This window comes from Lederbergia citrisecunda (assembly GCF_018343695.1).
Lineage (GTDB): Bacteria > Bacillota > Bacilli > Bacillales > Bacillaceae_C > Lederbergia > Lederbergia citrisecunda.
Genome location: NZ_JAGYPJ010000001.1, coordinates 2501748 through 2527083 on the forward strand (window position 1 = coordinate 2501748; position 25336 = coordinate 2527083).

21 protein-coding genes and 1 pseudogene are annotated in these 25336 nt (G+C 37.8%); 2 read left to right on the forward strand and 20 right to left on the reverse strand.

All coding sequences use genetic code 11. The features are described from left to right. Nucleotides 1-280 precede the first annotated feature (280 nt). Nucleotides 281-919 (forward strand): GTP pyrophosphokinase, encoded by a 639-nt coding sequence (locus tag KHA93_RS12550; protein ID WP_349772289.1) that lies wholly within the window; start codon nt 281-283, stop codon nt 917-919. 417 nt (nt 920-1336) lie between these two features. On the opposite strand, the pseudogene KHA93_RS12555 reads toward KHA93_RS12550, so the two are convergent. Both KHA93_RS12555 and KHA93_RS23260 read right to left on the reverse strand, forming a co-directional pair. Then, a pseudogene (locus KHA93_RS12555) lies at nt 1337-1612 on the reverse strand (alpha-L-arabinofuranosidase C-terminal domain-containing protein); the annotation flags it as partial. 185 nt (nt 1613-1797) lie between these two features. Next, on the reverse strand, nt 1798-2055 hold the full coding sequence (locus KHA93_RS23260) for an alpha-L-fucosidase (RefSeq protein ID WP_349772353.1): 258 nt from the start codon (nt 2053-2055) through the stop codon (nt 1798-1800). A gap of 75 nt (nt 2056-2130) precedes the next feature. On the opposite strand from KHA93_RS23260, the gene KHA93_RS12565 reads away from it, so the two are divergent. Next, nucleotides 2131-2253, forward strand: a complete 123-nt coding sequence (locus KHA93_RS12565) for a YuzL family protein (RefSeq protein ID WP_213111039.1) — start codon at nt 2131-2133, stop codon at nt 2251-2253. Nucleotides 2254-2381: 128 nt separating this feature from the next. On the opposite strand, the gene KHA93_RS12570 is transcribed toward KHA93_RS12565, so the two are convergent. The 18 genes from KHA93_RS12570 to araA all read right to left on the reverse strand — a co-directional run bounded on the left by KHA93_RS12570 (nt 2382) and on the right by araA (nt 25240). Next, nucleotides 2382-3278, reverse strand: coding sequence for a phytanoyl-CoA dioxygenase family protein (locus KHA93_RS12570; RefSeq protein ID WP_213111040.1), 897 nt, complete (start codon nt 3276-3278; stop codon nt 2382-2384). A 115-nt stretch (nt 3279-3393) separates the two neighbouring features. Continuing rightward, nucleotides 3394-4173: an AraC family transcriptional regulator gene (locus tag KHA93_RS12575; protein WP_213111041.1), complete on the reverse strand. Its 780-nt coding sequence runs from the start codon at nt 4171-4173 to the stop codon at nt 3394-3396. Between the two features lie 96 nt (nt 4174-4269). Continuing rightward, the gene (locus KHA93_RS12580; protein ID WP_213111042.1) at nt 4270-5130 is read right to left on the reverse strand and encodes a carbohydrate ABC transporter permease; all 861 of its coding nucleotides are present in this window, start codon (nt 5128-5130) and stop codon (nt 4270-4272) included. A gap of 47 nt (nt 5131-5177) precedes the next feature. Then, a complete protein-coding gene (locus KHA93_RS12585; RefSeq protein WP_213111043.1) occupies nt 5178-6509 on the reverse strand; it encodes an ABC transporter substrate-binding protein in 1332 nt (443 codons plus the stop codon). Between the two features lie 22 nt (nt 6510-6531). Continuing rightward, complete coding sequence (locus tag KHA93_RS12590; RefSeq protein WP_233711145.1) at nt 6532-7479, reverse strand: carbohydrate ABC transporter permease; 948 nt, start codon at nt 7477-7479, stop codon at nt 6532-6534. A 338-nt stretch (nt 7480-7817) separates the two neighbouring features. Further along, complete coding sequence (locus KHA93_RS12595; RefSeq protein WP_213111044.1) at nt 7818-8834, reverse strand: family 4 glycosyl hydrolase; 1017 nt, start codon at nt 8832-8834, stop codon at nt 7818-7820. 20 nt (nt 8835-8854) lie between these two features. Next, on the reverse strand, nt 8855-9142 hold the full coding sequence (locus KHA93_RS23550; protein ID WP_213111045.1) for a family 4 glycosyl hydrolase: 288 nt from the start codon (nt 9140-9142) through the stop codon (nt 8855-8857). A gap of 559 nt (nt 9143-9701) precedes the next feature. After that, nucleotides 9702-10715: an ABC transporter ATP-binding protein gene (locus tag KHA93_RS12605; protein ID WP_213111046.1), complete on the reverse strand. Its 1014-nt coding sequence runs from the start codon at nt 10713-10715 to the stop codon at nt 9702-9704. Further along, entirely contained in the window at nt 10716-11705 is a 990-nt protein-coding gene (locus tag KHA93_RS12610; protein WP_213111047.1) for an ABC transporter ATP-binding protein, read from the reverse strand. Continuing rightward, on the reverse strand, nt 11702-12559 hold the full coding sequence (locus tag KHA93_RS12615) for an ABC transporter permease (protein ID WP_213112910.1): 858 nt from the start codon (nt 12557-12559) through the stop codon (nt 11702-11704). The genes KHA93_RS12610 and KHA93_RS12615 overlap by 4 nt, the downstream gene beginning before the upstream one ends. 5 nt (nt 12560-12564) lie before the next feature. Beyond that, a complete protein-coding gene (locus KHA93_RS12620) occupies nt 12565-13563 on the reverse strand; it encodes an ABC transporter permease (protein WP_213111048.1) in 999 nt (332 codons plus the stop codon). Between the two features lie 60 nt (nt 13564-13623). After that, entirely contained in the window at nt 13624-15501 is a 1878-nt protein-coding gene (locus tag KHA93_RS12625) for an ABC transporter substrate-binding protein (protein ID WP_233711526.1), read from the reverse strand. 306 nt (nt 15502-15807) lie between these two features. After that, a complete protein-coding gene (locus tag KHA93_RS12630) occupies nt 15808-18621 on the reverse strand; it encodes a lipocalin-like domain-containing protein (protein WP_213111050.1) in 2814 nt (937 codons plus the stop codon). A gap of 125 nt (nt 18622-18746) precedes the next feature. Next, the gene (gene arfA / locus KHA93_RS12635; RefSeq protein ID WP_213111051.1) at nt 18747-20252 is read right to left on the reverse strand and encodes an arabinosylfuranosidase ArfA; all 1506 of its coding nucleotides are present in this window, start codon (nt 20250-20252) and stop codon (nt 18747-18749) included. A 45-nt stretch (nt 20253-20297) separates the two neighbouring features. Continuing rightward, nucleotides 20298-20558: a DUF6171 family protein gene (locus tag KHA93_RS12640; RefSeq protein WP_213111052.1), complete on the reverse strand. Its 261-nt coding sequence runs from the start codon at nt 20556-20558 to the stop codon at nt 20298-20300. Nucleotides 20559-20569: 11 nt separating this feature from the next. Further along, complete coding sequence (locus tag KHA93_RS12645) at nt 20570-22057, reverse strand: alpha-N-arabinofuranosidase (RefSeq protein WP_213111053.1); 1488 nt, start codon at nt 22055-22057, stop codon at nt 20570-20572. A gap of 39 nt (nt 22058-22096) precedes the next feature. Then, entirely contained in the window at nt 22097-23656 is a 1560-nt protein-coding gene (locus KHA93_RS12650) for a glycoside hydrolase family 43 protein (protein ID WP_213111054.1), read from the reverse strand. Nucleotides 23657-23755: 99 nt separating this feature from the next. Next, complete coding sequence (gene araA / locus KHA93_RS12655) at nt 23756-25240, reverse strand: L-arabinose isomerase (RefSeq protein ID WP_213111055.1); 1485 nt, start codon at nt 25238-25240, stop codon at nt 23756-23758. Between the last annotated feature and the right edge of the window lie 96 nt (nt 25241-25336).

The window sequence follows — 25336 nt, forward strand, 5'->3', positions numbered from 1 at the left end:
TACTAGAATCCTTGATAAATTCTGTAATTTCTTATTTTTCTTAAGGGAGTTTTTTGTTTGGAAATTGAATAATATGTGAAAAGGCGTCTAAGGAGAAATACATACATAAAAAATTCCTGGGTTTAATTTTATTCTTATTATTTTTAGGTGGTTGCAACAACTCGAATGAAGATACATTGGCAAACAAGCACCGGTTATGGCTCTTATAGGTCCACCTTTTTTACTTTGAATCATCTGTGTTATGATAACAGGATACTAACAGGAAGGCTGTGGACATGCTGTGAAGGAAAAGGTAAAAATCGAGGTTATTCAAAAAGTATTAGACAATTGGATGGGGTTCTTTTTACCTTACCAAATGGCATTACATGAATTAGAAAGTGATTTCAAGATTATTGACTTAGAGTGGAAAACACGATATGGCTATTCCGTTATTGAACATAAGAAAACACGTATAAAAACATTAAGATCTTTGGTGGAGAAAATACAAAGAAAAGAAATTCCTTTAACACAAGAAGCAGTGAGGAATGAAATAAGAGATATTTTGGGTGTTAGAATTGTCACAAGTTTTGTTGATGACGTATATATGTTGAAGGAGCATATCCAGCAACGTGAAGACATTCGAATCATACGCGTAAAAGATTATATTCAGGACCCGAAAATGAGTGGATATAAAAGTTTGCACCTGATTGTAGAAACCCAAGTCATCCTATCTAACGAGATAATATGGGTTCCTGCAGAAATACAAATTCGTACTTCCGCTATGGATTTTTGGGCATCCACCGAGCATAAACTAAACTATAAATATCAAGGGGAAACTATACCTGAGGATGCTCAAAAACAGCTAATTGAACTTGCCAAAGCATCTTCCTTAATGGATAAAGAAATGTCAAGATTAAGAACACAATTACTAGCCAATTAAGCAAACAAGCGTGACACCTATATATCATATACAACCTTAAGAAATTCTGACAAATAATAACCCTTGGAACACTAAAGATTGTTTTTTCCTATGTCTTCATCATAAAGACGGAATTATGACCCGCAACAAATAACCGTATGTCTTGAACAGATTCATTGTTAAACACTGGCGTTTCACCTTCGATTATATTGTTTTCAGTTTCCTTTCCCATTACACTACTTGTAACTATTAATTAAAGGGTTAGGAAAACAAACATCAGTCTGTGCACTGATTTTTTATTCATTTAGAGAATTCCTTCTACAAAATCGTCATGTATTTTTAAGTAGTTGCTTTGAGGTTTTTAAAAGAGAGAGTGGTTACTGAAGAAGTTTTATAATGGGTGAGAGAATTCCTCTCCCCCGAGCAATATTATTTTTTCTAACGAGTAACGTTCCAAGACAGTTTTGGCAGGGTAGCTGTTACTCGACCATTTTCATTAGTCGCATCGCCATTATTGTGAGGAGCAACTGCCTGGGAAGTTGCAGTATTAACTTGTTTTAAGTCATCATTTTCAAGAACGATATGCTCTACAACTTGATAACCTTCGAAGTTACGATTATCACATTCTAACAATAAGCGATCATCAAGGTCACGGTTAACCGCAAATATCGTAAGTTCTTCATTTTCTTCGTTATATACGGCCTCTGAATCCACCAATCAAATTAAAAAACTTTAGGTTGATATTGGTCAACTAGTTCACAACAACGAATCAACCAATCTTCTAAAAATTCTTCAGTTGAGTCCGGGGAATGGATATCGTGAAGATCTGATTCAGGTATCGATGGCCAATCTCCGCAAACGAGTGGTTCTTTTACATCCGAATCAAATTCCTTCCCGCCCTACATGAAAAACCAATGCTCCGCTCGATGTGAGGAAACAGTGAGCTCTAAACCTTGCTCTTCAAATGCCACTCCAAACAAATCCCGTTTTGTCCCCATTTCATACACTTTGAAAGAGGAAATCTCACTTTTATATAGTTGAAATCCATCATGATGTTCCGCAACTAGCATGATATATCTCGCTCCTGATTGCTTAAAAAGTTCCGCCCCTTCCTCTGCACGGAAATTTTCCGTCTTGAACTTGAACCTTTTGTTTATCTAGGGCCATTCGAAATAGAAAAAAATAACATAACTAAATGATTTTAAGAAATACTATACATGGAGGTGAAGAGTGTGTCGAGAAGAAAAGCTGACCCATCAACGATCGGTTTAGGATCATCACAAACTATGGCGCAAGGAACGACAACAAGGGAAACTGGAATTAAGAAGGATTCTTCAAGAAAGAAAAACAAGTAAGGATTTTTAATATGTTTTATTATTTAAATAAGCAAAACAGGGGAAATATATTCCTCCTGTTTTGCTTATTTTAGGTAATGATAGATAAGCTTCCGTTACTCCAATATTTCGCCTTGGAAAACTAGCGTTTAAATTCCCCACTTTATACGGGATTCCTCCATTGTAACCTGCTCTTTTGGATCCTGTTTAGTATGTCCTAAAGGTTCATTTCCAACCCATCGCTCATCCATTGGCTCGGTATTTAGCTGGTAACGTGTATCAACACTAATTCGGTAGCGATTAGTAGTATTATTAATGGAGGCGTGTAGTGTAAACATACCAAAAATGATAACATCGCCAGCACTAAATGGAGTTGTGGCCCATTGCCCACCATATTTATCAATAATTTCTATTGGATTTGTTGTGAGCCATCCATTTGAAACTCTATCGCGATCCACATCCATTTTTCCATACGTTTCTTTTATTTTTTCAAAGTTTTGAGAGCCTAAGCAAATTGCTAGAGGTCCATGTTCTAAGGGTGTATCACCTAATGGTGTCCACATTGTATAGATATTTCTAGTTCCCCTACCCATGTAGACAATATCGTAATGAGCTCCCGTAAATCCTTCCTTTCCTACAGCACGTGGCCATTTATAATCGTAAGTAGTAGCAGTTCCTTCTAAAAATTCATTGAAAAAACTCATAACTCTGGAGGAATTAACAAGTTCAAGAAGATCCGGAAATTCTAAAGCAAAGTCTAGTCCTCCCCCTCCGTAAAATCCTCCCTTATTTTGCGGCCCAATAATCCCCTCATCAATAGGTTCAACATCCGCTAATTTGCCTTCTCGTTGTAATTTTTCTAGAATATTTCTCCGTGCAGCCAATACCTTCTCCCTATCATGGAATCCACGGAATAATAAATAACCTTCCTCTTCCATCCTTTTTCGAAGCTTGTCCGTTTGATCTAAGATATCATTTGAATCTCTTAAATTTGTAAGATATTTCGTGCCCATTTCCAATTCATGTTTACCCATTTTTAATATCATTTTTTAATTATCCTTCCTATTCTTTATATATATATGTATATGAGACCTTAACAAATATTAGTCAAATACTTGTTAATCCAAAAGCTAAAAAACTATCATAATTGTTGAGCCCTAATTAAAAGACAAGCTCTCCTTTATTTTTTCTCCATTCGGAAGGTGATAACCCTTCAATTTGTTTAAACCAAGACGAAAAGGAATGTATATTTGAAAAGCCAATTTGCTCAGAAATGATTTGCAATGATTTTTTTGTATATACTAATAACCATTTTGCTTCTGCCATTCTATAATACTGTTGAAATTGTTTTGGATTAATCCCGTATAACTCTTTGAACTTTCTACGAAAATTCGATTCAGAAAAACCTGTAAGGATTGCTAAATCGCGCATTCGTATTTCCTGATGAAGATTTGAGCGGATATATGTTGCCGTGGTCTCTATCGTAATGGGAACATAGCCAGTCTTAGAATGCTGTAATAAAAACAGCAAAAAAATTTCAATCCATGTAAATATTACTTTTTTTTCTTCTATTAAAGGTTGCGAAATCATTTTAAGCCAGTTTCTAAATAAGACTTCATATTGTTCCCTATAAATTTGTAGCAGTGATATTATTCGAGGATATTCCGTATGAGTTAATCTATAAAACAATTTCTTTAACTCTTTTGGCATTACTGTTATCTCGATCACTCCCCATCTTACTGATGTAATAGCGAAAATCCGATGAGGTAAATTGGGAGGAATTATTACTACACTACCCTCTTGTAAAAAAAATTCTGCGTTTTCCAATTGAAAAACTGCATTTCCTTCTAGTAATATTGAAATTTCATAAGTCTGATGTTTATGGAAGCCCATATCCCATTTATGTGAATGAGTGTTAATACTACTGTTTATAAATTCCATTACGATGTCCACCTTCCTATATTGGATTATCAATTAAATATTCCATTAACGATTACTCAATAATTAGGAGTTTGCACCATAACATTCCATCTGCTTTTAGCCTTTTATCCCTGTAGTTGATATTCCCTGAATAAATGTTTTTTGGGCAAAGAAGAAGATTATAATTATTGGTAGAGTCGCAACAGTTGAAGCTGCCATTAGCATCCCCCACTGTGTTCCATATTGGCCAATAAATTGTTGTAAACCTAATGCAATAGTATATTTAGATTCATCATTCAGATAAATTAGCGGTCCCAAAAAGTCATTCCAACTGCCCATGAATGTAAATAACCCAACTGTAGCAAGAGCAGGCTTAGATAACGGTATTACTATCTGCCAAAAAATACGGAATTCCGAACATCCGTCAATTCGAGCAGCATCTGATAACTCATATGGAATAGTTAAAAAGAATTGTCTTAGTAAAAAAATAAAAAATGCATTAGTACCAAAAAAAGCGGGAATAATTAATGGTTTAAAAGTTCCAACCCAACCAATTTCTTTAAAAACTAAAAAAAGAGGGATCATAACCACCTGGTAAGGTAACATCATGGTTGTGAGCATAATAAAGAAAAATACATTTCTTCCTTTCCATTCAATTCTAGCGAAACCATAGGCAACAATAGCCGCTGATAAAATGGTTCCCAATACCGTAAAAATGCAGATAACCATAGTGTTTTGAAAGTATAAACCAAAAGGAACAAAGGTTAAGGCCTCAGGAAAGTTTTCCCACATAAATTTTTCTGGTATCCATTCTGGTGGCCATTTAAAAATTTGAGCCTCCGGTTTTAAAGAAGTTGATAACATCCAAACAAATGGAAATAAAAAAGAAAGACCAAATATAATTAAGCATACGTGTGCTATTGCTTGCTGGATAGCCTGCTTGTTTTTCCTACTTAGCCCTGTGTTATAAGACCTCATTCACCCATCTCCTTTTAAAAAGAAAGGGAATAAAATTCCCTTTCTTTTTATTCAGATTTTCCCTTCCCCATTTCTTTTTCTATTTCTTTTTGAACAGTTTCTAAAGCTTCTTCAGGAGTTTTATTACCGGTCATAACGGATTCTTCCGCTGAGCCTATTCGATCCCAATAATACTGCTGAACAGGTATTACAGGTGTGATTTGGATATTTTCACTATTAAAAAGATCAACAAAGCCATTTCTAAAAGGAATTTCATTTAAGTATGATTGGTAACCGGGCTGTTCAGTAATCTTTGGAGATGCAGGAATCCAACCACCCTTTGCTAACATATCTCCTGCCCATTCTTCGTTTTTATATCCAGTAAGCCAAAGAATAAATTCCCATGCCTCTTCTGGATGCTTTGCTCCTTGAGGGATAATATTATAATTTCCATTAATCCAAGATGCATTTGGTTTTCCATCCACCTCTGGGTAAGGTAAAGGAACTACACCGTAATTAAGATCAGGAGCATATTTTTGTAAGTCAATCAAACGCCACATTCCATCCACAGCAAATACTGTTTTTCCGGTTAGAAATGGCCAAGTGCTGTTTATAGTATTGGATTCTAAACTTTTTTGAAAAGAAGCAACCTTTTTTGGATCATATTTCTTCGCATATGATTCGAACCATTTTAACGTCTCTAGATTTTTTTCATTTGTTGCTGTTGGATTTCCTGCATCATCAACCCATTGACCACCAAAGGCAGTATTCCATTGGATTAACCATCCGGGCATAAATCCTATTCTTTCAATAAAGCCCCTATTATCAATTTTCCATAGTTTGTCCTGCATCGCATCAAGTTCTTGGGTTGTTTTTGGAGGATTTTCAGAATCAAGCCCGACTTCTTCAAAAACATCTTTATTATAGTAAAGCATAAAGGAATTCATCGAGAACGGAACCGCATACATTTCATCCTTATATCTTCCTATTTCGGCCACAATAGGATACATCCAATCTTCTAAATCTGGAGCATTCGTTTTAATGTATGGATCTAGAGACATAATGGCTCCTTTTTCCGCCCATGACGGAATAACTTGGTTCCATTGTGTCATTACATCAGGAGGATCCCCACCTGCTTGAGCAGTTAAGAATTTTGAATTTGCATCTCCTGCAATGGATAATGCATTAACATGAATATTGGGATGGCTTTCGTTAAATTCATCTACAAGACTATCAATTAGCTTCTTCCAATCACCTGTCCACATGTGCCAATATGTAACTTCAACTACTCCATCTTTTGATGTTTTTTTCGACGAGCCATTTGAACTGCAGGCCACTAAACCCAGTAACAATACACTCATGATTAAAAGTATGAAAAGATTTTTTTTGCTCAGTCTCAAATTAATTCCTCCCAAAGTTTTATTATTCCCCGCCATAGTAAACCCAGCGCGCAGAAGATTTAAATATTAGTAGGGTAACAGACATTACGATAGCAAATAAAATCCAAGCCATTGCCGATGCATAGCCCATATGGAAATAGGAAAAAGCGTTATTATAAAGATATAATGCGTAAAAAAGTGTAGAATCATTGGGTCCGCCCCTGGTCATAATGTACGCTTGTGTAAAGTATTGAAAAGAGCCTATCAAGCCCATTATTAGGTTGAATAAAATGACAGGAGTTAGCATCGGTATTGTAATAAAAAGAATCTTTTGCCACCATGTCGCTCCATCAATGTCAGCGGACTCATACAAATCGTTTGGAATATCTTGCAATGCAGCTAAGTATATAATCATGGGCCCTCCAACTCCCCATAATCCCATTAAAATCAATGCAGGTTTTGACCATTGAGGATCGACTAACCAACCCGGCCCTGGAATACCCAAATTCTCCAATAAAGCGTTTATTACACCAAACTGAGGATCTAGTAGCCATAACCATAAAATAGAAGAAGCTACAAAAGGAACTATGGATGGAAGATAGAAAATCGTTCGATATATTGCCATTCCTTTTACTTTCAGATTAAGCAATAACGCAATCCCAACACCTACCACTACTCCTAGAGGGCAAGAAAACAAAGTATAATAAAATGTGTTATAAAGTGATTTCCAAAACAATTCGTCATGCATCAGTTCTGTGAAATTTTTAAACCCCACCCAGGTAGGTTTTTGGATAATATCGTAATCTGTAAAACTATAAAATAAGGACATCGCGAATGGTGTTAAAGTAAATGCAAGAAAACCGATTAGCCAAGGTGAAATAAAAAGTAACCCTTTTATTAATTTTTGTTTTTCTTGATGCGTTAACCTTTTTGGTCTAACGACTATTTCTTGAGATGTTTCTTCCACCAACCTTTTCGACGAACTAGCCAAATTTATTCCCCCAGTATGCAATCAAATTCCGGAAATATACTTACAAGCGAATAATATTAACAAGAAAAAAGTAATCAGGATTTAATTAATAGCTTCCCTCCTTATTTTTAAAAACCTATATTTAACATTTAAAATAAATAAATTACTTCGATCATAGAAAGCTTCATCTGTATTTTTATATCGACAATTCATGGTAGGGAAAAGTGTCAAAAAGCCCCTAATTTATCGTTATTAAGTAGATTTATTGACTTGGATATTGGAGAATAAAATCATATATTTTACCGAAAAAAGCTATAAAATTCCTAGGTCATTTTAACCATATAATCTAAACTAGTTTTTTAAGTGAGATGCTTAAATTGAGGTAACCAATCTTTATTCACTACAAACATCTTATCAACCATTGATTTTGTTTCATCTAGGCTTAAAACTGCAGAAGTTAACGGATCATAACAGATAGCATGGAAAATTTTGCGCGGGTCGCCACTTAAGGCCCCTTCCACAGCTAATTCCTCGCATCTTGCACTTGTATTTATTAAAATAGCTAATTGTTCAGGTAAATTTCCTATCTTAAGAGGATTTAATCCACGTTTAGAAGCTATTACAGGCACTTCTACACAACAACCTTCCGGCAAGTTATCAATTATTCCTAAATTGCGCACATTGCCATTAAATTCAAACATCGTTTGATCCCCAAAAACAGCATTAAAAATATAGGAAGCGTATTCATTTCCTCTATTTATATCAATCGGTTCATCTCTCCAAGAGATCAGTTGTTTTTCCCAATTCTTTCTATTTGCTTCATAAGATCTAACGATCATAGCATGCAAGCCAGGATTCCATCCGGTTCCGTATGTACAATACTTTTCTATTAAGTCAGGACGTTTTCTAAACCATGCATTATATTCTGAATTATGCCCACTGGATTCTGTAACATAATAATCTAGATGAAGAAACATCTCGTTCCTTACTTGTTCCTCATTATAAATTTCGGGATTATTTTCAATTGCACTTCGAATAAGTGGATAAGCATCTTTTCCATTCCATTTAAAGTTTAGGTAAAATGCCTGATGGTTGATTCCTGCACATTCATATGTAATTTCTTTCATTGGTGCACCAATCCACCTTGCTAACATCTGCGCAGTACCTTGTACACTATGACATAAACCAGTTACTTGAACTTGTGTTTCACTCTGCATTGCCCTACACAGCATTGCCATTGGATTAGTGTAGTTAAGAAATATTGCTTCAGGACAAAATCTTTCAATGTCCTTACATATTTCCAACATTATTGGGACAGTGCGTAAAAAACGGAATATTCCTGAAGGACCCCGTGTATCACCAATATTAATATCCACACCGTATTCTTTTGGTATTTCTATGTCTTTTCTCCAAACCTGAAGATGTTAGCTAGTATGGTACAAACAACACCATCCGCTCCTTTTAACGCCTCGGGACGATTCATTGTGCATTCTAATTTTGCCGAATCATAATTACCAGCTTCAAAAATTCCTTCAACCATCTTTTTGGCAAAACCTAGTCTTTCCTCATTGATATCCATTAAACAAATGGTAATATCCTCAAATGCAGGAAATGTTAATAAATCACGGACCAAATTATTTGTAAATACAAGACTACCTGCACCTATAAAAGTTACTTTTGCCATAAAAAATTGACCTCCTACCCAATTAATATAATTGCCTTTATAGAATGTCTCTTAAATGGGAAGAATTTATTTCCTTTTCACAATTTTGGCAATTATTCTTAATTATAGAATCATCCTCATCTTTTGTATTTGCTCAAAACGTCACTTTATTTATTGAAAAACAACATACTTTATTAAAGTAAATATTATGACCCAGGGATTGATTAAGGGATTTTGTCGATTTATTAGTGTGTTATTTATGAAGAAATAACAAGTACTATTCAATTTTCTAAAGTTCAAAATTCATATGAGAAAACGAATATAATTCTACTAATGTATCGATTAGGGAAAATCATGCACTGTAGAAAAAAATAAAACATGCTGCCCCTCCTATCCAAAGGACAGCATGTTTACATTTAACTTTTTTTCCTCACTATGATTTTCATCGCTAAAATAATCAATAGCAAAACAACATTCAGACATAGCGACAACACAACAAGTACAAACTGTGGTGTGTCGGATTCTACCCAAAATAGCAAAACAAAACTGGATAATGCAAAAAACACTGCAATTTTGAAAATTATTTTGCTAAAGTGACCAATTTCCATTCTGGAATCCTTTCTGCATGGTGGCATGCGACTAAATCGTCTCCGTGAAATCTTAGTCTTGGCTCCACTAGAACGCATGTTTCATCTGCATAAGGACATCTTGGGTTAAAGGCGCAGCCGCTTGGAGGGTTTGAAATACTCGGCATTTCTAAGCTTTTTAAGGGCAACTCCCGTTTTCCTTTGGCCATTTTTGGATCAGGTACGGGAACGGCTGTGAGCAACGCCTGTAAGTACGGGTGTCTTGGAGCTGCCAACACGTTTCTCACGCTTCCGAGCTCAACTATTTTTCCTAAATACATAACTGCCAATCTACCGTTTTTCGCTATATAACGTGCGGTTGCCAAATCATGAGTGATGTATATAAATGCGATCCCCATTTCTTTATTTAACTTTTCCATTAAATTCAAGATTGATAGTCTGAGTGAAACATCAACCATGGAAACAGGTTCGTCTGCTACGACTAGCTTTGGATTTAACGAAATTGCTCTTGCCATCAGTACCCTTTGCCTTTGCCCACCACTAAGCTGATGAGGATATTTTTCCAAAAACTGTTCTGGTGGTGTCAATTCAACGATTCGCAACAACTCGCACACTTTTTCATGTGTAGCCTTTTTTCCTCTAACAATTTTATTTTGTAAAATAGGGGCTGATAAGGATTGGTAAATCGTTTTTGCAGGATTTAATGCGGCATAAGAGTCCTGTTGAACGAGCTGCACACTTGATCTGTACTCGGCAAACTCACTCTTATTCATCGACCAAACATTTTTCCCTTTATAAAATAATTCTCCTATCGTCGGTTTTTGCAAGCCTGTCAAAACCTTACCTAATGTCGTTTTTCCACAGCCGCTTTCACCTACGAGTGCGACAATCTCCCCTTGATTAAACTTCAAATTCACATCAACCATTGCAGGAATCGTATGTTTTACTCCATCTGTTTTACCTTTAAAGATTACACTGACATCGTTAAGTTCTAATAAATGGCTCATTTAGTTCACCCTTTCATCTCGGGCGGCATTATAAAGATGACATGCCGTTAAATGATTCTCTCCGACTGTTTCCATTAGTGGTGTAACCTGTTTGCATATATCCTTTGCAAATTGACATCGTGGGTGAAACGCACAACCCAATGGTAAATTTAAAAGGTCTGGAGGTGATCCGCCAATCGGTACTGTATGCTCTAAATCTTCCAATAAAGAAGGTGCGGCTTTAATTAATCCAGAAGTGTAAGGATGTTTCGGATTCGTAAAGATTTCAAAAATATCCCCAACCTCTACTAATTTTCCTGCATACATGACTCCGATTCGATCGGCCACTTTTGCAACAACTGATATATCATGAGATAAAAGCAACATCGTGATACCTAATTCTTCATGGATTTTCAATAATATATCAAATATATAATCTTGCGTAATAACATCAAGAGCCGTCGTCGGTTCATCCAAAATGACCAAATCAGGATCCAATAAAAGACTAAATGCAATCATGACCCTCTGTTTCATCCCTCCACTTAACTCATGCGGAAAGGATTCAAAAACCCGTTTTGGTTCAAGCCGTACATATTCTAATAATTGAGCTGCTCTTTCTAATATTTCTTTTTCAGGTGCCTTTTTATGCGCCAAATATGTTTCGATAAATTGCTCTTTTATTCGTACAACGGGGTTCAGTGAATTTTGTGCTGCCTGAAAAACCATCGACACTTGGCTCCAGCGATATTGCTGCAACTCTCTTTGTTTCATCGTTAAAATATCTTCGCCGTTGATTTTAATTTCCCCATTACTAATAACTCCAGGTGAAGAAACCATTTTTAAAATGGCTGATGCGAGCGTTGATTTGCCGCTCCCACTTTCACCGACTAAGGCAGTTACTTTTCCTTTTGGAATATCTAATGAAACATTGTCCACTGCTCGGATCGTTCCTCCTTTTAACTTAAACTTAACCGAGAGATCGCGAATTTCGACGAGATTCTGTTCCATCATGCATTCCCCCTCAACCTTGGATTTAACGCTTCATCTAATCCATTCGCGAAGAAGATGGCTCCTAATTGGAAAAGGGCTAGACAAACAATCGGAGAGAGAACATAAATATATCCATTAGGATTAAAAATTCCACCTGTTTGAGATATCGCTAATGAGAGCATCTGCCCCCAGTTGGTCGGTGAATAAGGGGCCAACCCGAGCATCATGAGCCCGACACTTCCTACTATCGCTCCACGCATAATCAATACAAAGTTGATGGCAAGGTAGGAAACGATATTTGGCATTAATTCTTTAAAAACAATATGAGGCAAACTGAGATTCATCACGCGACAAATGACGATAAAGTCTCTTTCTTTTAATGAAATGACTTGCGAACGAACGGCACGAGTTAATCCTGGCCAACTCCAAGCACTTAATACGAGAGCAAAACTGATTGGATCCCTTATCGAAAGGATAGCTGCCAGCATGATAAATATTGGGAATGAAGGAATCGTTAAAAATAAATTCGTTATAAGCATGATACCAGTATCTACTTTCCCGCCAATCAACCCTGAAATCATTCCAAGTAAAGATCCAAAAATCATTGTAATCACCGCGGTAAGAAACCCAATCGTAATAACTTCTTTCGATCCATGAACGAGCTGCGTCCATGTGTCCCTCCCGCCGTAATCGGTACCTAGCCAATGATCCCAAGTAGGTCCTGAATAACGATTTTCATAATCGACGCCCATATCAAGCTTGAAAATAAAGGGGCCGACGGTAGCCATTAAGAAGAAAAAGATGAGAATAATCAACCCAACTAATGATCGTTTATTACCGCATATGATATTGAAAAAATCAATTGTTCTCTGCATGATCATCACTCCTCATTCTTAATTCGCGGATCTAGTTTGGAGTAAATTAGGTCAGATATTAAATTAGCAACGACCATCGTAATTGCAATAAATAATAAGATTCCTTGCATGACTGTATAATCACGTTGTTTGGTCGCCTCCGACATATAGTAGCCAATGCCTGGGTATTGGAATAAATTTTCAATGAGAATGGCACCTCCAAGCATTGCCCCTAAAGCTACCGCTAGCTGTGTAACAAGTGGAATAATCGCATTCTTTTTTACATATCGGTCCATAATTCTTGATTCGGAAATTCCTCTTGCTCTTGCTGCTTCCACATAATCCTCACCTAAAACCCCGATAGCACTCCCTTTCATCATTAAAGCCCAACCGCCAATTAAGGTAATGACATACGTTAATATTGGCAACGCAGCATAGTACACAACACTTAAAAGGAACGGAAGATTAAATCCTGGCGTCAGGTAGAAATCATATGCTCCATTAATTGGAAACCACCCTAGACCATAAGCGAAAATAATCAGCAAAATAATCGCGAAAATGAAATCAGGAACAGCATTTGTGACAACCGAATACAACGATACAATCGGCTCCAAGATTGAATTTCGTTTCCACGCCATTTTTACCCCAAGAAAAACTCCAATGACAAAACTGATAAGCAGCGAAACACTTGAAACAAATAGCGTCCATGGCAATGCCTTCGCAATAATTTCGTTTACCGACAGTCCCTGATTGACCATCGAGTAACCGAGGTTCCCGTGAGCAAGCCCTGATACGTAACGAACAAATTGGCGGTAGATCGGTTCAAGCGGGTTATAATTTATCATTCTAGCAATTCGTTCATACGCGTCCGTCAATGATATATTGTATTGAATCGAATATTCCCTAGCCCACTGATCAATCGCATTTCCGGGTGTCAATCTTAGTAATAAAAAGGTCAATACCGTTGCGAGTACAATCGTAATCGCTGCCGTTCCTACTCTTTTTAAAACGATCTTTACGGTCATGCTTTATCCCTCCTTATTCAATACACCTTCGTCTGATTGCCATCCACTGCGGATTTTCTATTATTTAGGAGCATAACGTCCTTCCACAAATGGCGTTATTCCGGAAAAACCTTGGTTCAGGTCGGCGACTTGCTGTAGATCCTCTGGGACGGTTGTTACCGGCATATCACGATTATATTTTTCAATTTCATCTACACGCGGCCATCCTGTTACCGTTTTTAAATTAGCCCATGCACCGGTCACATTTTGGAAAAGCACCATCCCCATTGCATTTTCATTCGTGATCCATGCCAGTTTGGACAAAGCTTCTTTCTGCTCTTCAACCGAATTCATATATGGGATATCCCTAAGCATCTGGTCGATATCGATGACTTTTCCATCCGGACCTGGAAGATGGAGATTTAAGCGATTTTGTTTTTCACCGGATTCATACCTCGGTAAATGCCCCATTTGTCCTAGTCCCCACCAATAATAATTACGCATCGAGTTCCATGGGAACATAAATCCCCAAGAGACGTCTACCCAGTCCATCGACATATCGTATTTTCCTTTATCCTTTGCTGCATTATCAAAATAGACCGTCCCGTCAACGGCAATCAGCTTAGTCGGCAATCCAAATTCAGTTAATTGCTCGGCCGCTACTTGCCCCGGAATTGGGCCGTTTTGCCAGCCTCCGTTTACACCGATAATGAATTCATGAACCTTACCTTCAGGATCACGCCAAATTCCATTCGAACCTTTTGTCCATCCTAAATTCGTTAATATTTCTGCTGCTTTTTCAGGGTTATGCGTAAACTTTTCCATCTGATCTCGGATTTCAGGAGTTATCCAGTTATCAAATTCCGATTGCGGCATCCCTGCCATCGAGACGTCCGATTCTTGACCATAATAATTTCCAATTTCACGGATTTTTTTCCGATCTAATGCGTATACGATTGCTTTTCGGAAATCTTTATTATCAAATGGCGGTCGATCGAGATTAAACACCATGCCGACAGATGCAGGATCAAGCATTTTGTAATGAGCAATATCTTTATTTAATTTTAAAATTGATTCAATAATGTCACGCGGGGGAGTCCCGTCAAACCAATCCACATTTCCTGATCTGACAAGGGCAAAACCAGCGGAAGGATCTGGACCAGGGTTTTTGATTGTGATTTTATCGAAATGAATATTCTCGACGTTCCAATAGTTTGGATTTTTTTCCAATAACATATCAGATGCGGTTACTTTTTTTACGATGAAAGGACCTGTACCTACCGGAAAATCTGGACCTGCTTTCAAAAAGTCGCGCCAATTCTCATCCATTGCCTCACGTACTTCATCTTTAATTTCTAATCCAAACGGACCTTCCTTGTTTGGCTCTGTAAAGGGCTTGGCCTTTTTTAGAAGTTCGGCAGCCTTATCTACATACTTGTGATAAAGATGATAAGGGATTGTTCCATGGCCATCCTGACCTATGAACAATTGCTTCATATGTTCAGCTGGCGATGGGTCGCGCCAATTGAATGCAATCGTCAGGTCATCGACTGCTTCAATACTCTCTAAATATTTCGTTACTTCAGCCCCGTTATTCAAAGTGTAATATGCCCACACATCCTTACTCGTAAAAGGCTCCCCATCATTCCATTTCACACCGGATTTGATTTTTACAATCGTTTTATTTCCTTGGTGCTCGAGGGATTCTGCCAACCTAAAATACTGTTTATCTGTAAATCTTACATTTTGAAATAATCCTTCAAATACAAATGGATAGGCAGCGCCTACGCCACCATTTGCAAAGTTATTCCCTTGGAACAACGGCGGCTTTGGCCAACCACCACTTTGCCTCCAGACGGTTTCTCGTTTTCCATTTTTTCCAGATTGGCAGCCACTTAAAAACATTCCGATAAGTAAAAGACTTGCAAATAGAAAGATTAGCCATTTTCTTCTTTGCATCTTCAAATCGCCCCCCCTACTTAATTTTTTTCTTACAAATAAGAGGATTACTTAGTAAAACGCTTTCAAATTCAATTTTTAAAGGCTGTCCTCCTTTCAATAATATTTGTATAGTTATTGTATACACGTAGTGTTGTAAAAATTTCAGAATTATAAAAATAATGAAAAATACCTATTCGCTTTATCCTATATTTTATAACGAACAAACGGGTTATCTGTTAGACTTTAAAGGTTAATTTCCAATAATAGCAAACAAAAAAACACTCCACTTTATGTAGTGAAGTGTTTTATTCTAGTATTAAGGATTCATTCTCTAGTTTCCAATACATACTCAAGATAACTGATTAACTGTTTTGCATACTTTTCGTCTATGTGTTTTCCCGAAGACTGTTCAACTCGTTTGATGATATGCTCCAATTTTTTATTGCCGTTTGCTTTGAAATGCTTTGCTTGAGCTTTATTGCCTTGTTTGAGGAATTGCTCCATTTTTTCAAAGTCTCGATTAGCGTTATCAAACTGGACAAACAATGACTCACGAATTCCCGGATTCATGACAAAATGTTGGATTAGTTTCTCAATCATTTCTTCTACTCTTGGTATTTCTCCAGAACCATAATAAGTCTGAATTTCCTCGTCAGATAAAACAATGCCATCGTATATAAGCAGGTCATCCATTAACCCTTTGTATGGAAGGTCCCAATAGTTAACGCCTAATCCGAAAGTGGCATTTGTTGTCGTAAACACATTCGGGAAGCCTACTCCGGAAAACTTCTTTATACCATTTACGTATACATTTATTTTTCCCTCGTCTACCGTGAACGCGATATGAGACCACTGATTTTTTGGGATCTGCATTCCTGTAACCGCATCGTACCAATTAGATCCTGACCAGACCATCGTCTCAGCACGAACTGGCCCTTTTGGTACAATACTCACCCAGTTTTCAGTCGTTCTCGCACCAAAGAATGTCGTAGTGAAATCAGTGAGTTGATCTGGATTCAACCAAAGGGATACAGAATATTGATTACTGGAAATCAATCCGTTTGGCAGCCTGACTCCAGAAGCTCCATCAAAAATAGCAGCTTTACCTGAAATTCCAGCTCCATACGATATTTTTCCACCACTATTATCAATTCGATCTCCAGTAAGCGTTCCTGATGCTACGTTTTTCGTACGATCAGATAAATCATTTTCAAATGAATAATGAGCAACTAGTCTTGGTAGTTTTTCAGCAAGAACGATAATCGTAAAAGTTTTCGTAGCTGTTGCCTCACCTTTTGTTACAGTAGCGGTTAAGGTGATTGTCGCATTTTCCTCCCCAATTACTGGTCGATTCACAACCCCTTTTGCAGATACAACTTCAGGGTTGGAGGAATGCCATGCTATTTGAGTGCCGCGTGTCCCTTCTGTCGGTAAATCTAGGTTAGCAATTATAGCGTTCGTATCTCCTAAATCTAGTTGATTCTTAACAATCTCAACGATTTCCTCCTCAGTTCGCTCGATTGTTTTTATCCCCCAAATCGACATTCCTTCGTTCGATAATGCCGTAAAGGTTACTCCAACTTTACCTGCAACAGAGTTCCATTGACGTAGAAAGAATCCATTATATGCTTTTCCATCAATGGTGATTGTTGCATAATCATCACTCGACAATTCCCAAGAACCATTTGCTCCTGAGATCGTGCCGTCATTATTTAATGTAATCGTAGTTGCCTTTTTTAGTGTTTTGGAAATATCTTTTCCATGATTGATAAATTGATAATCTCCAACTATATCTTCTTTATTAATTTTTTCAAGCTTTTCCCCTGTATAACGGTAAGGTGCAGCCACTGGCCAGCCATCTTTGTTAATAAATAATTGGTGTACGCGAACCTCGTGTGTTTCCCCTCTTTGTGGAAATCGTGTATGGAACACTAAAAATTTCTGGTCCTTTTCTTCATCATATAATACTGAATTATGTCCAGGCGATAAATATCCATAGCCAATTCCAGTACCAGGATCCCCTACATTTCTCTCAAACAAGAAGTGCCCCATGATTTTATTCCCATAAGGGGAATGGTCGACATTTCCTGGTAAAACTGCGTTTTGTTCCATTGCATCTACATAAGGTCCTGTTGGGTTCTTCGCTCTAAACACTCTCATATTATACTCGCCGTCTGCCGCAAGCCATCCAGTCGTGACGTACAAATAGTAGTACTTCATTTTTTGATCATACACGACATATGGACCTTCACCTGATTTACCGAAGCCACCAGATATTTTCGTTCCAAAATAGCGGTCAATCAACCTTCCATCAGCCGTTGTTCCATCTTGCCCCGGATAAATAGCTCTCCCTGTTGTCTTATCAATTTCGAGGATAAAAATGCCCCCAGACCAAGAACCGTATGTCATCCATAGTTTTCCGTTTTCGTCGTAAAAAAGATTCGCATCGATGGCATTTGGGAACGTGCTGTTATTGTACGAACCATTACTATTGAACCAACCGGATCTAGTGCCTGTAAGCGAGCCATCAGCAATCAAATCTTTAATATTCGTATTATCCCATTTTTTATTAATAACACTATTCGCATCATATGCCTCATCTCTAGTAAAACCGGAATACACAATCGTATCTACGTACGTATATGGTCCTTCAATATTTTTGGAAACTGCATAGCCAATGGCGGAACGGATATACGTGGAAGAAGCACTGTAATACATCATATAAGCACCTGTCGTACCGTCCTTATTAATATAATGGTCATTCCAAAAAATCTCAGGCGCCCAAACCGCAAAGCCGCCTTTACTATCCGAATCATTTTCACCAGCCCATTTAAATGACTCTGCAAGATTAGCAGAGAGATCTCCGTAAAGGGCGTTGCCAGGAGTTTTATAGCCATTCGTAAATCGAGTCCAGCTCATTAAATCTTTTGACTTGGCTGCCTCAATATGAGTTCCAAAAACATAGTACATATCACCTTCTTTGATGATAGAAGGATCGTGAACTGATACATTGTTAAACACTGGATCTTCACCTTCGTTTTGGTTGGTTTTCATTTCCTCTCCCATTACACTGCTTGGAATGATTAATAAAAGGATAAAGAAAACAAGCATCAGTCTGTTAACTGATTGTTTACTCATATAGAGAACTCCTCCTACAAAATAGTCATGAAATTTTTAAGAAGTGGCTTTGAGATTTTTAAAAGAGAGTGGTGACTGAAGAAGTTTTTTATGTGGGAGAGAAAAATTCTCTCCCACGAGTAACTTTATTTTTTCAAACGAATAACGTTCCAAGACAGTTTTGGCAGGGAAGCTGTTACTCGACCATTATCATTAGTCGCATCGCCATTATTGTGAGGAGCAACTGCTTGGGAAGTTGCGGTATTGACTTGTTTTAAATCATCATTTTCAAGAACGATATGCTCTACAACTTTATAACCTTCGAAGTTACGAATATCACATTCTAGTAATAATCGATCATCAAGGTCACGGTTAACAGCAAATATCGTAAGTTCTTCATTTTCTTCGTTATATACAGCTGTCGTATCAAGAACAGGAACATCTGTAAAATCTTTACTATCATATTTCGGACTAGATACGATAGGATTCAATACAACTCCTCTTCCATATTTAGATGCATGCATATACGGATAGAAGATTGTTTGTTTCCAAGCAGGACCGCCAGTTTCCGTCATGATTGGGGCAATAACATTGACAAGTTGAGCCATACAAGCAATTTTTACACGGTCCGCATGCTTTAATAGAGTAATGAGCATTGATCCTACTAGTAAAGCATCTTCGAAATTATAAATATCTTCAAGTTGAGGCGGTGCAATTGTCCAAGGCTCGATTTTACGGTCAGCTGCATTGGAATGATACCAAACATTCCACTCGTCGAATGAAAGGTTAATTGTCTTTTTGCTATGTTTTTTCGCTTTAATATAGTCGGCAATTGAAATAACGGATTTAATAAAATCATCCATTTCAAGTGGCAAAGCAAGATAATTGGCTACATCGTTGGAACGATTACCATAGTATTGGTGAAGGGATATAAATTCAACGTTTTCGTACGTATGGTCGAGAACAGTTGCTTCCCAATCCGCAAATGTAGGCATTTTACGGTGTGAGCTTCCGCAAGCGACTAACTCAATCGATGGATCAACAAGCTTCATTACCTTCGCAGTTTCATTTGCTAATCTTCCGTATTCATGTGCCGTTTTATGACCAATTTGCCATGGACCGTCCATTTCATTTCCGAGACACCATGTTTTAATTTTATGAGGCTCTTTGTAGCCATGAGAAATACGTAAATCACTGTAGTATGTACCTGATGGATGGTTGCAGTATTCAAGTAGGTTCCTAGCTTCTTCAATACCTCTTGTTCCAAGATTAACAGCCATATTCACTTCTGCATTTACAAGCTTTGCCCAATCAACGAATTCATTTGTACCAAGCTCATTCGTTTCAATCGTACGCCAAGCAAGTTCTAAACGGCGAGGGCGATTTTCTTTCGGTCCAATACCATCCTCCCAGTTATAACCGGATACAAAGTTTCCACCTGGGTAACGAATTAATGGAACATCTATTTCTTTTACAAGTTCGATTACATCCTTGCGAAAGCCATTTTCATCAGATTCTGGATGACCTGGTTCATAAATACCGCCATAGACAGCACGTCCAAGATGCTCTACGAAAGAACCATATATTCGCTTATCTACCTCTGACACTTTAAAATCCTTTTCAACGATCATACTTGCCTTTTTAGTACTCATTTTTTTCATCCTCTCTTTTTTATTCGCAAGACTCGTGGGCGTGCTTCACGCCCCGAGCCATTTTGAACCTTGTGGGTATGGACAAGTGCTTTCTTTCAGCCTTGCTCTGTAGTGAATAAGACTTCCGCTATGCATACAAGTTGTTTCGTATTGTAGGGAAGGACAGCTTCTACACATGTGGAGCCGTTTTTCATATATTTCATCTGAAACGATTTTTTTGTCTTCTTTTTCAGCATCATATATCAATTCTTGCAGTACTTCCTCTGAAACAATGACGTTTTGTGTACAACCTTTACAAATACTCATCTAGCACTCTCTTATTCTACTGTCAATACAACTACAGACATTGGAGGCAGTGTGACAGTTAAAGATTCCTCTTGTTTTTTTACATTTGTAAACTCTGCTGGTTTTACATTTTCAGGTTGTTCAAATGTGTTATGGGCATTCATTTTATCTGCTGTTAAAATACGTCCGCTTACTGTAGCAGAAGATATATCGATTCCACGTAGATCGATTTCTATATCGGATTGATTTTGATGGTCGAGATTACATAGACTAATATGAATTTTTCCCTCTGCGTCTTTCGAAGCTGAAACCGTAACTTGTGGTAAAACTTCTCCATCCAGTTCATATTTTCCAAAGGAAGATTCAACAGATAGTAAAGATGCATCATGATGAACCTTGAACATTTCAAATACATGGTACGTCGGCGTTAAGAGCATCTTTTCGCCTTCTGTTAAAATCATCGCTTGCAGTACGTTAATTGTTTGAGCTATATTCGCCATTTGCACACGATCCGCATGCGAGTGGAAAATATTAAAATGGATTCCTGCAACAAGAGCATCACGAATCGTATTTTGCTGATAGAGAAATCCTGGGTTTGTGCCTGGCTCAGGGTCATACCATGTACCCCATTCGTCGATAATCAAGCCAACTCTTTTCGTTGGATCATACTTGTCCATAATTGTGCTATGTTTCGTGATGAGTGTATCCATATGAAGTGCTTTCTTCAATGTGGTAAACCATTCACTCTCAGGGAAATCAGTTGCTGACCCTTTCCCCGTCCAAAATTCACCCGGAATGGTGTAATAATGAAGACTTAATCCATCCATCATCCAATGCGCATTCTTCATTAACACTTCTGTCCAATTATAGTCTGCTACATTGGCGCCGCCTGCAATCTTATAAATTCGGTTATCTCCATAATTACGTACATACGTCTGATAACGGCGGTACAAATCTGCATAATATTCTGGGCGCATATTACCGCCGCAGCCCCAGTTTTCATTTCCAACGCCGAAATATTTCAATTTCCAAGGCTCATCGCGACCATTCTCTCTTCGCAAATTAGCCATTGGGGATTCCCCGTCAAATGTCATATATTCAACCCATTCAGACATTTCTTGTACGGTACCGCTTCCAACATTTCCGCAAATATACGGTTCTGTTTCTAGCATCTCACATAGCATCATAAACTCATGTGTACCGAAGTGATTATTTTCTACAACTCCACCCCAGTGTGTGTTGATCATGCGTTTACGATTTTCACGAGGACCAATTCCATCTTTCCAATGATATTCGTCTGCAAAGCAGCCGCCTGGCCAACGTAAAACAGGAATGTTTAAATTTTTCAAAGCTTCTAATACGTCATTTCGTATTCCATTCGTATTCGAAATAGGAGAATCCTCTCCTACCCAAATACCTTCGTATATCCCTCTGCCCAAATGCTCTGCAAAATGACCGTATATGTTTTTATTAATCGTAGCTTTTTCTACATCTGCATTAATAATGACGTTGTTTCCCATTGATTTCTCCTTTTCGAAAACGTATTGTTTAAAAGTATCTCATTTCTCAGTGATCGTTTCTGTCACACGGAAATAGTCAAAATCAACGAATCCATCACTCGTTTTTGTTGCATAATTAAATAATGCAAAGCGATATCCCATAAAATGCGGGATAGTATATTTCATTTGTAAAGGTTCTCCAATCACATGCCAGTTTTCTTCATCCAGACTGTAATAGAAATAAGCTTGATCTATCATATTTTTAAAATCAAAATCTACCTTAAAGTAGACTCGATCATTTGTGATGGAAATCAATTCTATTTCTTGTTGTTCTTTGGAATTGCCCAACACCATTACAATAAAGTTTTCATTTGCTGTAGCTTTAACAGCTACAAATCCATAGTTTTCTTGAAAAGCTGCAAGTCCCGCAAAGTCTCCATCTTTCATATGACTAATCTCTACTAAAACTTGCCCTGAACACTGTGGTCCAAATGTACGTTGAGTTAATATATTCCTAGCATCTAGAATACTATTGCTCACTCTTCCATTTTTGATTCTTAAATAACCCGGTCGTTCCGATAATGACCAGTACTTTGAATCTGGATTATGGTTCCACTGCCATACAAGAGGGAGTTTTAATCCTTTATCTTGTAAAACTTCAATATTTTTTAGATATGATGGATTGCGATTCTCTAATGCTTGATCAAACTCATCTGATGATACAATTTCTGGTATGAAATGATTTGTTGAGACTCTATCAAAATCATTTTTATGAACAGGCCATCCATCTTCCCATTCAACAGGAATGATGAAAGGTGTACGTCCTACCGCCCCACAATCTTGAAATAACATCGCATACCAATCTCCATCGACCGTATCGACAATTCCACCTTGTGCAATACCAGCATCATCTAAAGCGATTCGCCCTTCATACTCCCCATCAATGCAGTCTGATCTGAACATTAATTGCGTGCGCCCTTCTCCCTTTGGCCAAGTAATGAGAAAGACATAATACATTCCATTAATCTTTTGAATATGGGCTCCTTCAGCAGGCAACCCAACATTCGGCCCTGCAATCAAACTAGCATTCGGGATAATGACTTTATTGAGCCCACCTTCTTTAATTGCAGTGGCATCAGAAGTAAGTTCAATCACCTTAATATCTCCGCCACCATAAATCATGTATACATGCCCCTCATCAATAAGCAGGGACATATCATGATAAACACCATTAAGTGATGATTTTTTCCAATCACCATTCTCAATATCATCTGTTTGAAAAATATACGTTTTGTCAGCACTAAAAGAAGCAACTGCTAAATAAAACGTATTGTTATGAAATCGAAGACTACTTGCCCAAGATCCTAATCCATACTCATTTTTGCCATTATTCAGCAGCTGTTCATCATTTTCTTCCAAAATATCATACACGTAATTAACGACTTCCCAATGAACTAGATCACTAGATTTCATGATGGGTACTCCCGGATTCATATGCATCATCGTACTCGACATGTAGTAAACATCGCCTACTCTAATGACATCGATATCTGGCACATCAGCCCAGATAATCGGATTTTCGACATTTACTTTAACACTTTGATAAGTTTGTTTTTTCATCCTTAAAACCCTCCCCTCCAATATTTTTGAATGAAAAATAATTTTTTATATGGGGAATGGAATAGATTATTGTCGTTCCTATATGGCTCTACAAGGACTTTATTTATACAAAAGGTCATTCCATCGAAGTTCATTTTGGAATGTATGTGTATTCGTTCCATTGTTAATTAAAACAGATTCGATTCCGAGTAGCTCTGCAAGATCCTTTAATTGCTCAGGAGTGACAATGTAAGAAAAACCTGAGTGATGGGCGCCACCAGCCATAATCCAATTTTCAGCCCCTTGGCTAAGGGACGGTTGCGGCTTCCAAAGTACTCGTGCAACTGGCAGTTTCGGCATCTCTTTTTCTACTTTTACAGCATCAACTTCGTTGATTACTAATCGGAAACGATGTCCTAAATCAATGATAGATGCATTCACTGCAGGGCCACTCGCTCCATTGAACACAAATCGAGCCGGATCTTCTCTGTCACCAATTCCGAGTGGATGCACTTCAATCGTTGGTTTTGTTTCAGCAATCGTCGGACAAACTTCAAGCATATGGGATCCAAGAACCATTTCATTATCTGGTTCAAAATGGTACGTGTAATCCTCCATAAAGGAAGTGCCTTTTCCGTTTGCAATGATTTTCATTAAACGTACGAGAGCGGCTGTTTTCCAGTCTCCTTCACCAGCAAATCCATAACCTTGTTCCATTAAACGCTGTACGGCAAGCCCTGGAAGCTGCTTCATTCCATGTAAATCTTCAAACGTCGTTGTAAATGCTGTATAACCACCGTCTTCTAAAAATGCTTTCAAAGCAATTTCAATTTTTGCCTGATAGCGGATAGCATCTCGAATCGGGCCTTCTTGCTTGCCTTCTTTAACGATTTCGTATTGATCTTCATACTCTGTCATTAGCTCATCTACTTGCTGTTCCGTAATAGAGTTGATGCGCTGGACTAGGTCACCAATTCCATAACCATTTATAGTCCAACCTAATTGTATTTGAGCTTCTACTTTATCGCCTTCTGTTACAGCTACTTGGCGCATATTGTCTCCGAAACGCGCGACCTTTAAGTTCTGACTTTCATTAAAGGCGACCGCAGTTCCCATCCACCCGCCAATACGTTTGAGCACATCTTCGCTTTCCCAATGCCCTACAACTACTTTTCGAGTTACATTCATTCTCGCACCGATAAAACCATATTCACGGTCACCATGAGCAGACTGATTTAAGTTCATAAAATCCATATCAATACTATCCCAAGGAATATCACGATTGTATTGCGTATGTAAGTGGAGAAGTGGTTTTTTCAGTGCTTTCAACCCAGCAATCCACATTTTGGCCGGTGAAAAAGTATGCATCCACGTAATGACCCCAGCACAATTTTCATCTGCATTTGCTTCTAAAAATAACCTGCGAATAGCATCAGATTCCTTAACGACTGATTTAAAAACTACTTTGTAAGGGACTGAGTCATCACTATCAATACCAGCAGCCATTGTTTTTGAGTGCTCCTCAACTTGTACAAGAACATCCTCCCCATAAAGCAACTGACTGCCAGTAACAAACCAAAACTCATAGACTCTTGTTTTTAACATATACTTCACCCTTTCTAGTATGTGTGAGTGCTTATTTCTACAATTAATTTAAAAACATCACCAAATCCTTCTTGGATCTCACCAATTAACTTAAAA

Coding starts and splice junctions, on each gene's coding strand:
- KHA93_RS12570 (WP_213111040.1), bottom strand. CDS start 3,278: ATGATATTAAAAATGGGTAAACATGAATTGGAAATGGGCACGAAATAT.
- araA (WP_213111055.1), bottom strand. CDS start 25,240: ATGTTAAAAACAAGAGTCTATGAGTTTTGGTTTGTTACTGGCAGTCAG.
- KHA93_RS12610 (WP_213111047.1), bottom strand. CDS start 11,705: ATGATGGAACAGAATCTCGTCGAAATTCGCGATCTCTCGGTTAAGTTT.
- KHA93_RS12645 (WP_213111053.1), bottom strand. CDS start 22,057: ATGGGAAACAACGTCATTATTAATGCAGATGTAGAAAAAGCTACGATT.
- KHA93_RS12640 (WP_213111052.1), bottom strand. CDS start 20,558: ATGAGTATTTGTAAAGGTTGTACACAAAACGTCATTGTTTCAGAGGAA.
- KHA93_RS12630 (WP_213111050.1), bottom strand. CDS start 18,621: ATGAGTAAACAATCAGTTAACAGACTGATGCTTGTTTTCTTTATCCTT.
- KHA93_RS12605 (WP_213111046.1), bottom strand. CDS start 10,715: ATGAGCCATTTATTAGAACTTAACGATGTCAGTGTAATCTTTAAAGGT.
- KHA93_RS12625 (WP_233711526.1), bottom strand. CDS start 15,501: ATGCAAAGAAGAAAATGGCTAATCTTTCTATTTGCAAGTCTTTTACTT.
- KHA93_RS12580 (WP_213111042.1), bottom strand. CDS start 5,130: ATGAGGTCTTATAACACAGGGCTAAGTAGGAAAAACAAGCAGGCTATC.
- KHA93_RS12575 (WP_213111041.1), bottom strand. CDS start 4,173: ATGGAATTTATAAACAGTAGTATTAACACTCATTCACATAAATGGGAT.
- KHA93_RS12620 (WP_213111048.1), bottom strand. CDS start 13,563: ATGACCGTAAAGATCGTTTTAAAAAGAGTAGGAACGGCAGCGATTACG.
- KHA93_RS12615 (WP_213112910.1), bottom strand. CDS start 12,559: ATGCAGAGAACAATTGATTTTTTCAATATCATATGCGGTAATAAACGA.
- KHA93_RS23550 (WP_213111045.1), bottom strand. CDS start 9,142: ATGGCAAAAGTAACTTTTATAGGTGCAGGTAGTCTTGTATTTACAAAT.
- KHA93_RS12650 (WP_213111054.1), bottom strand. CDS start 23,656: ATGAAAAAACAAACTTATCAAAGTGTTAAAGTAAATGTCGAAAATCCG.
- arfA (WP_213111051.1), bottom strand. CDS start 20,252: ATGAGTACTAAAAAGGCAAGTATGATCGTTGAAAAGGATTTTAAAGTG.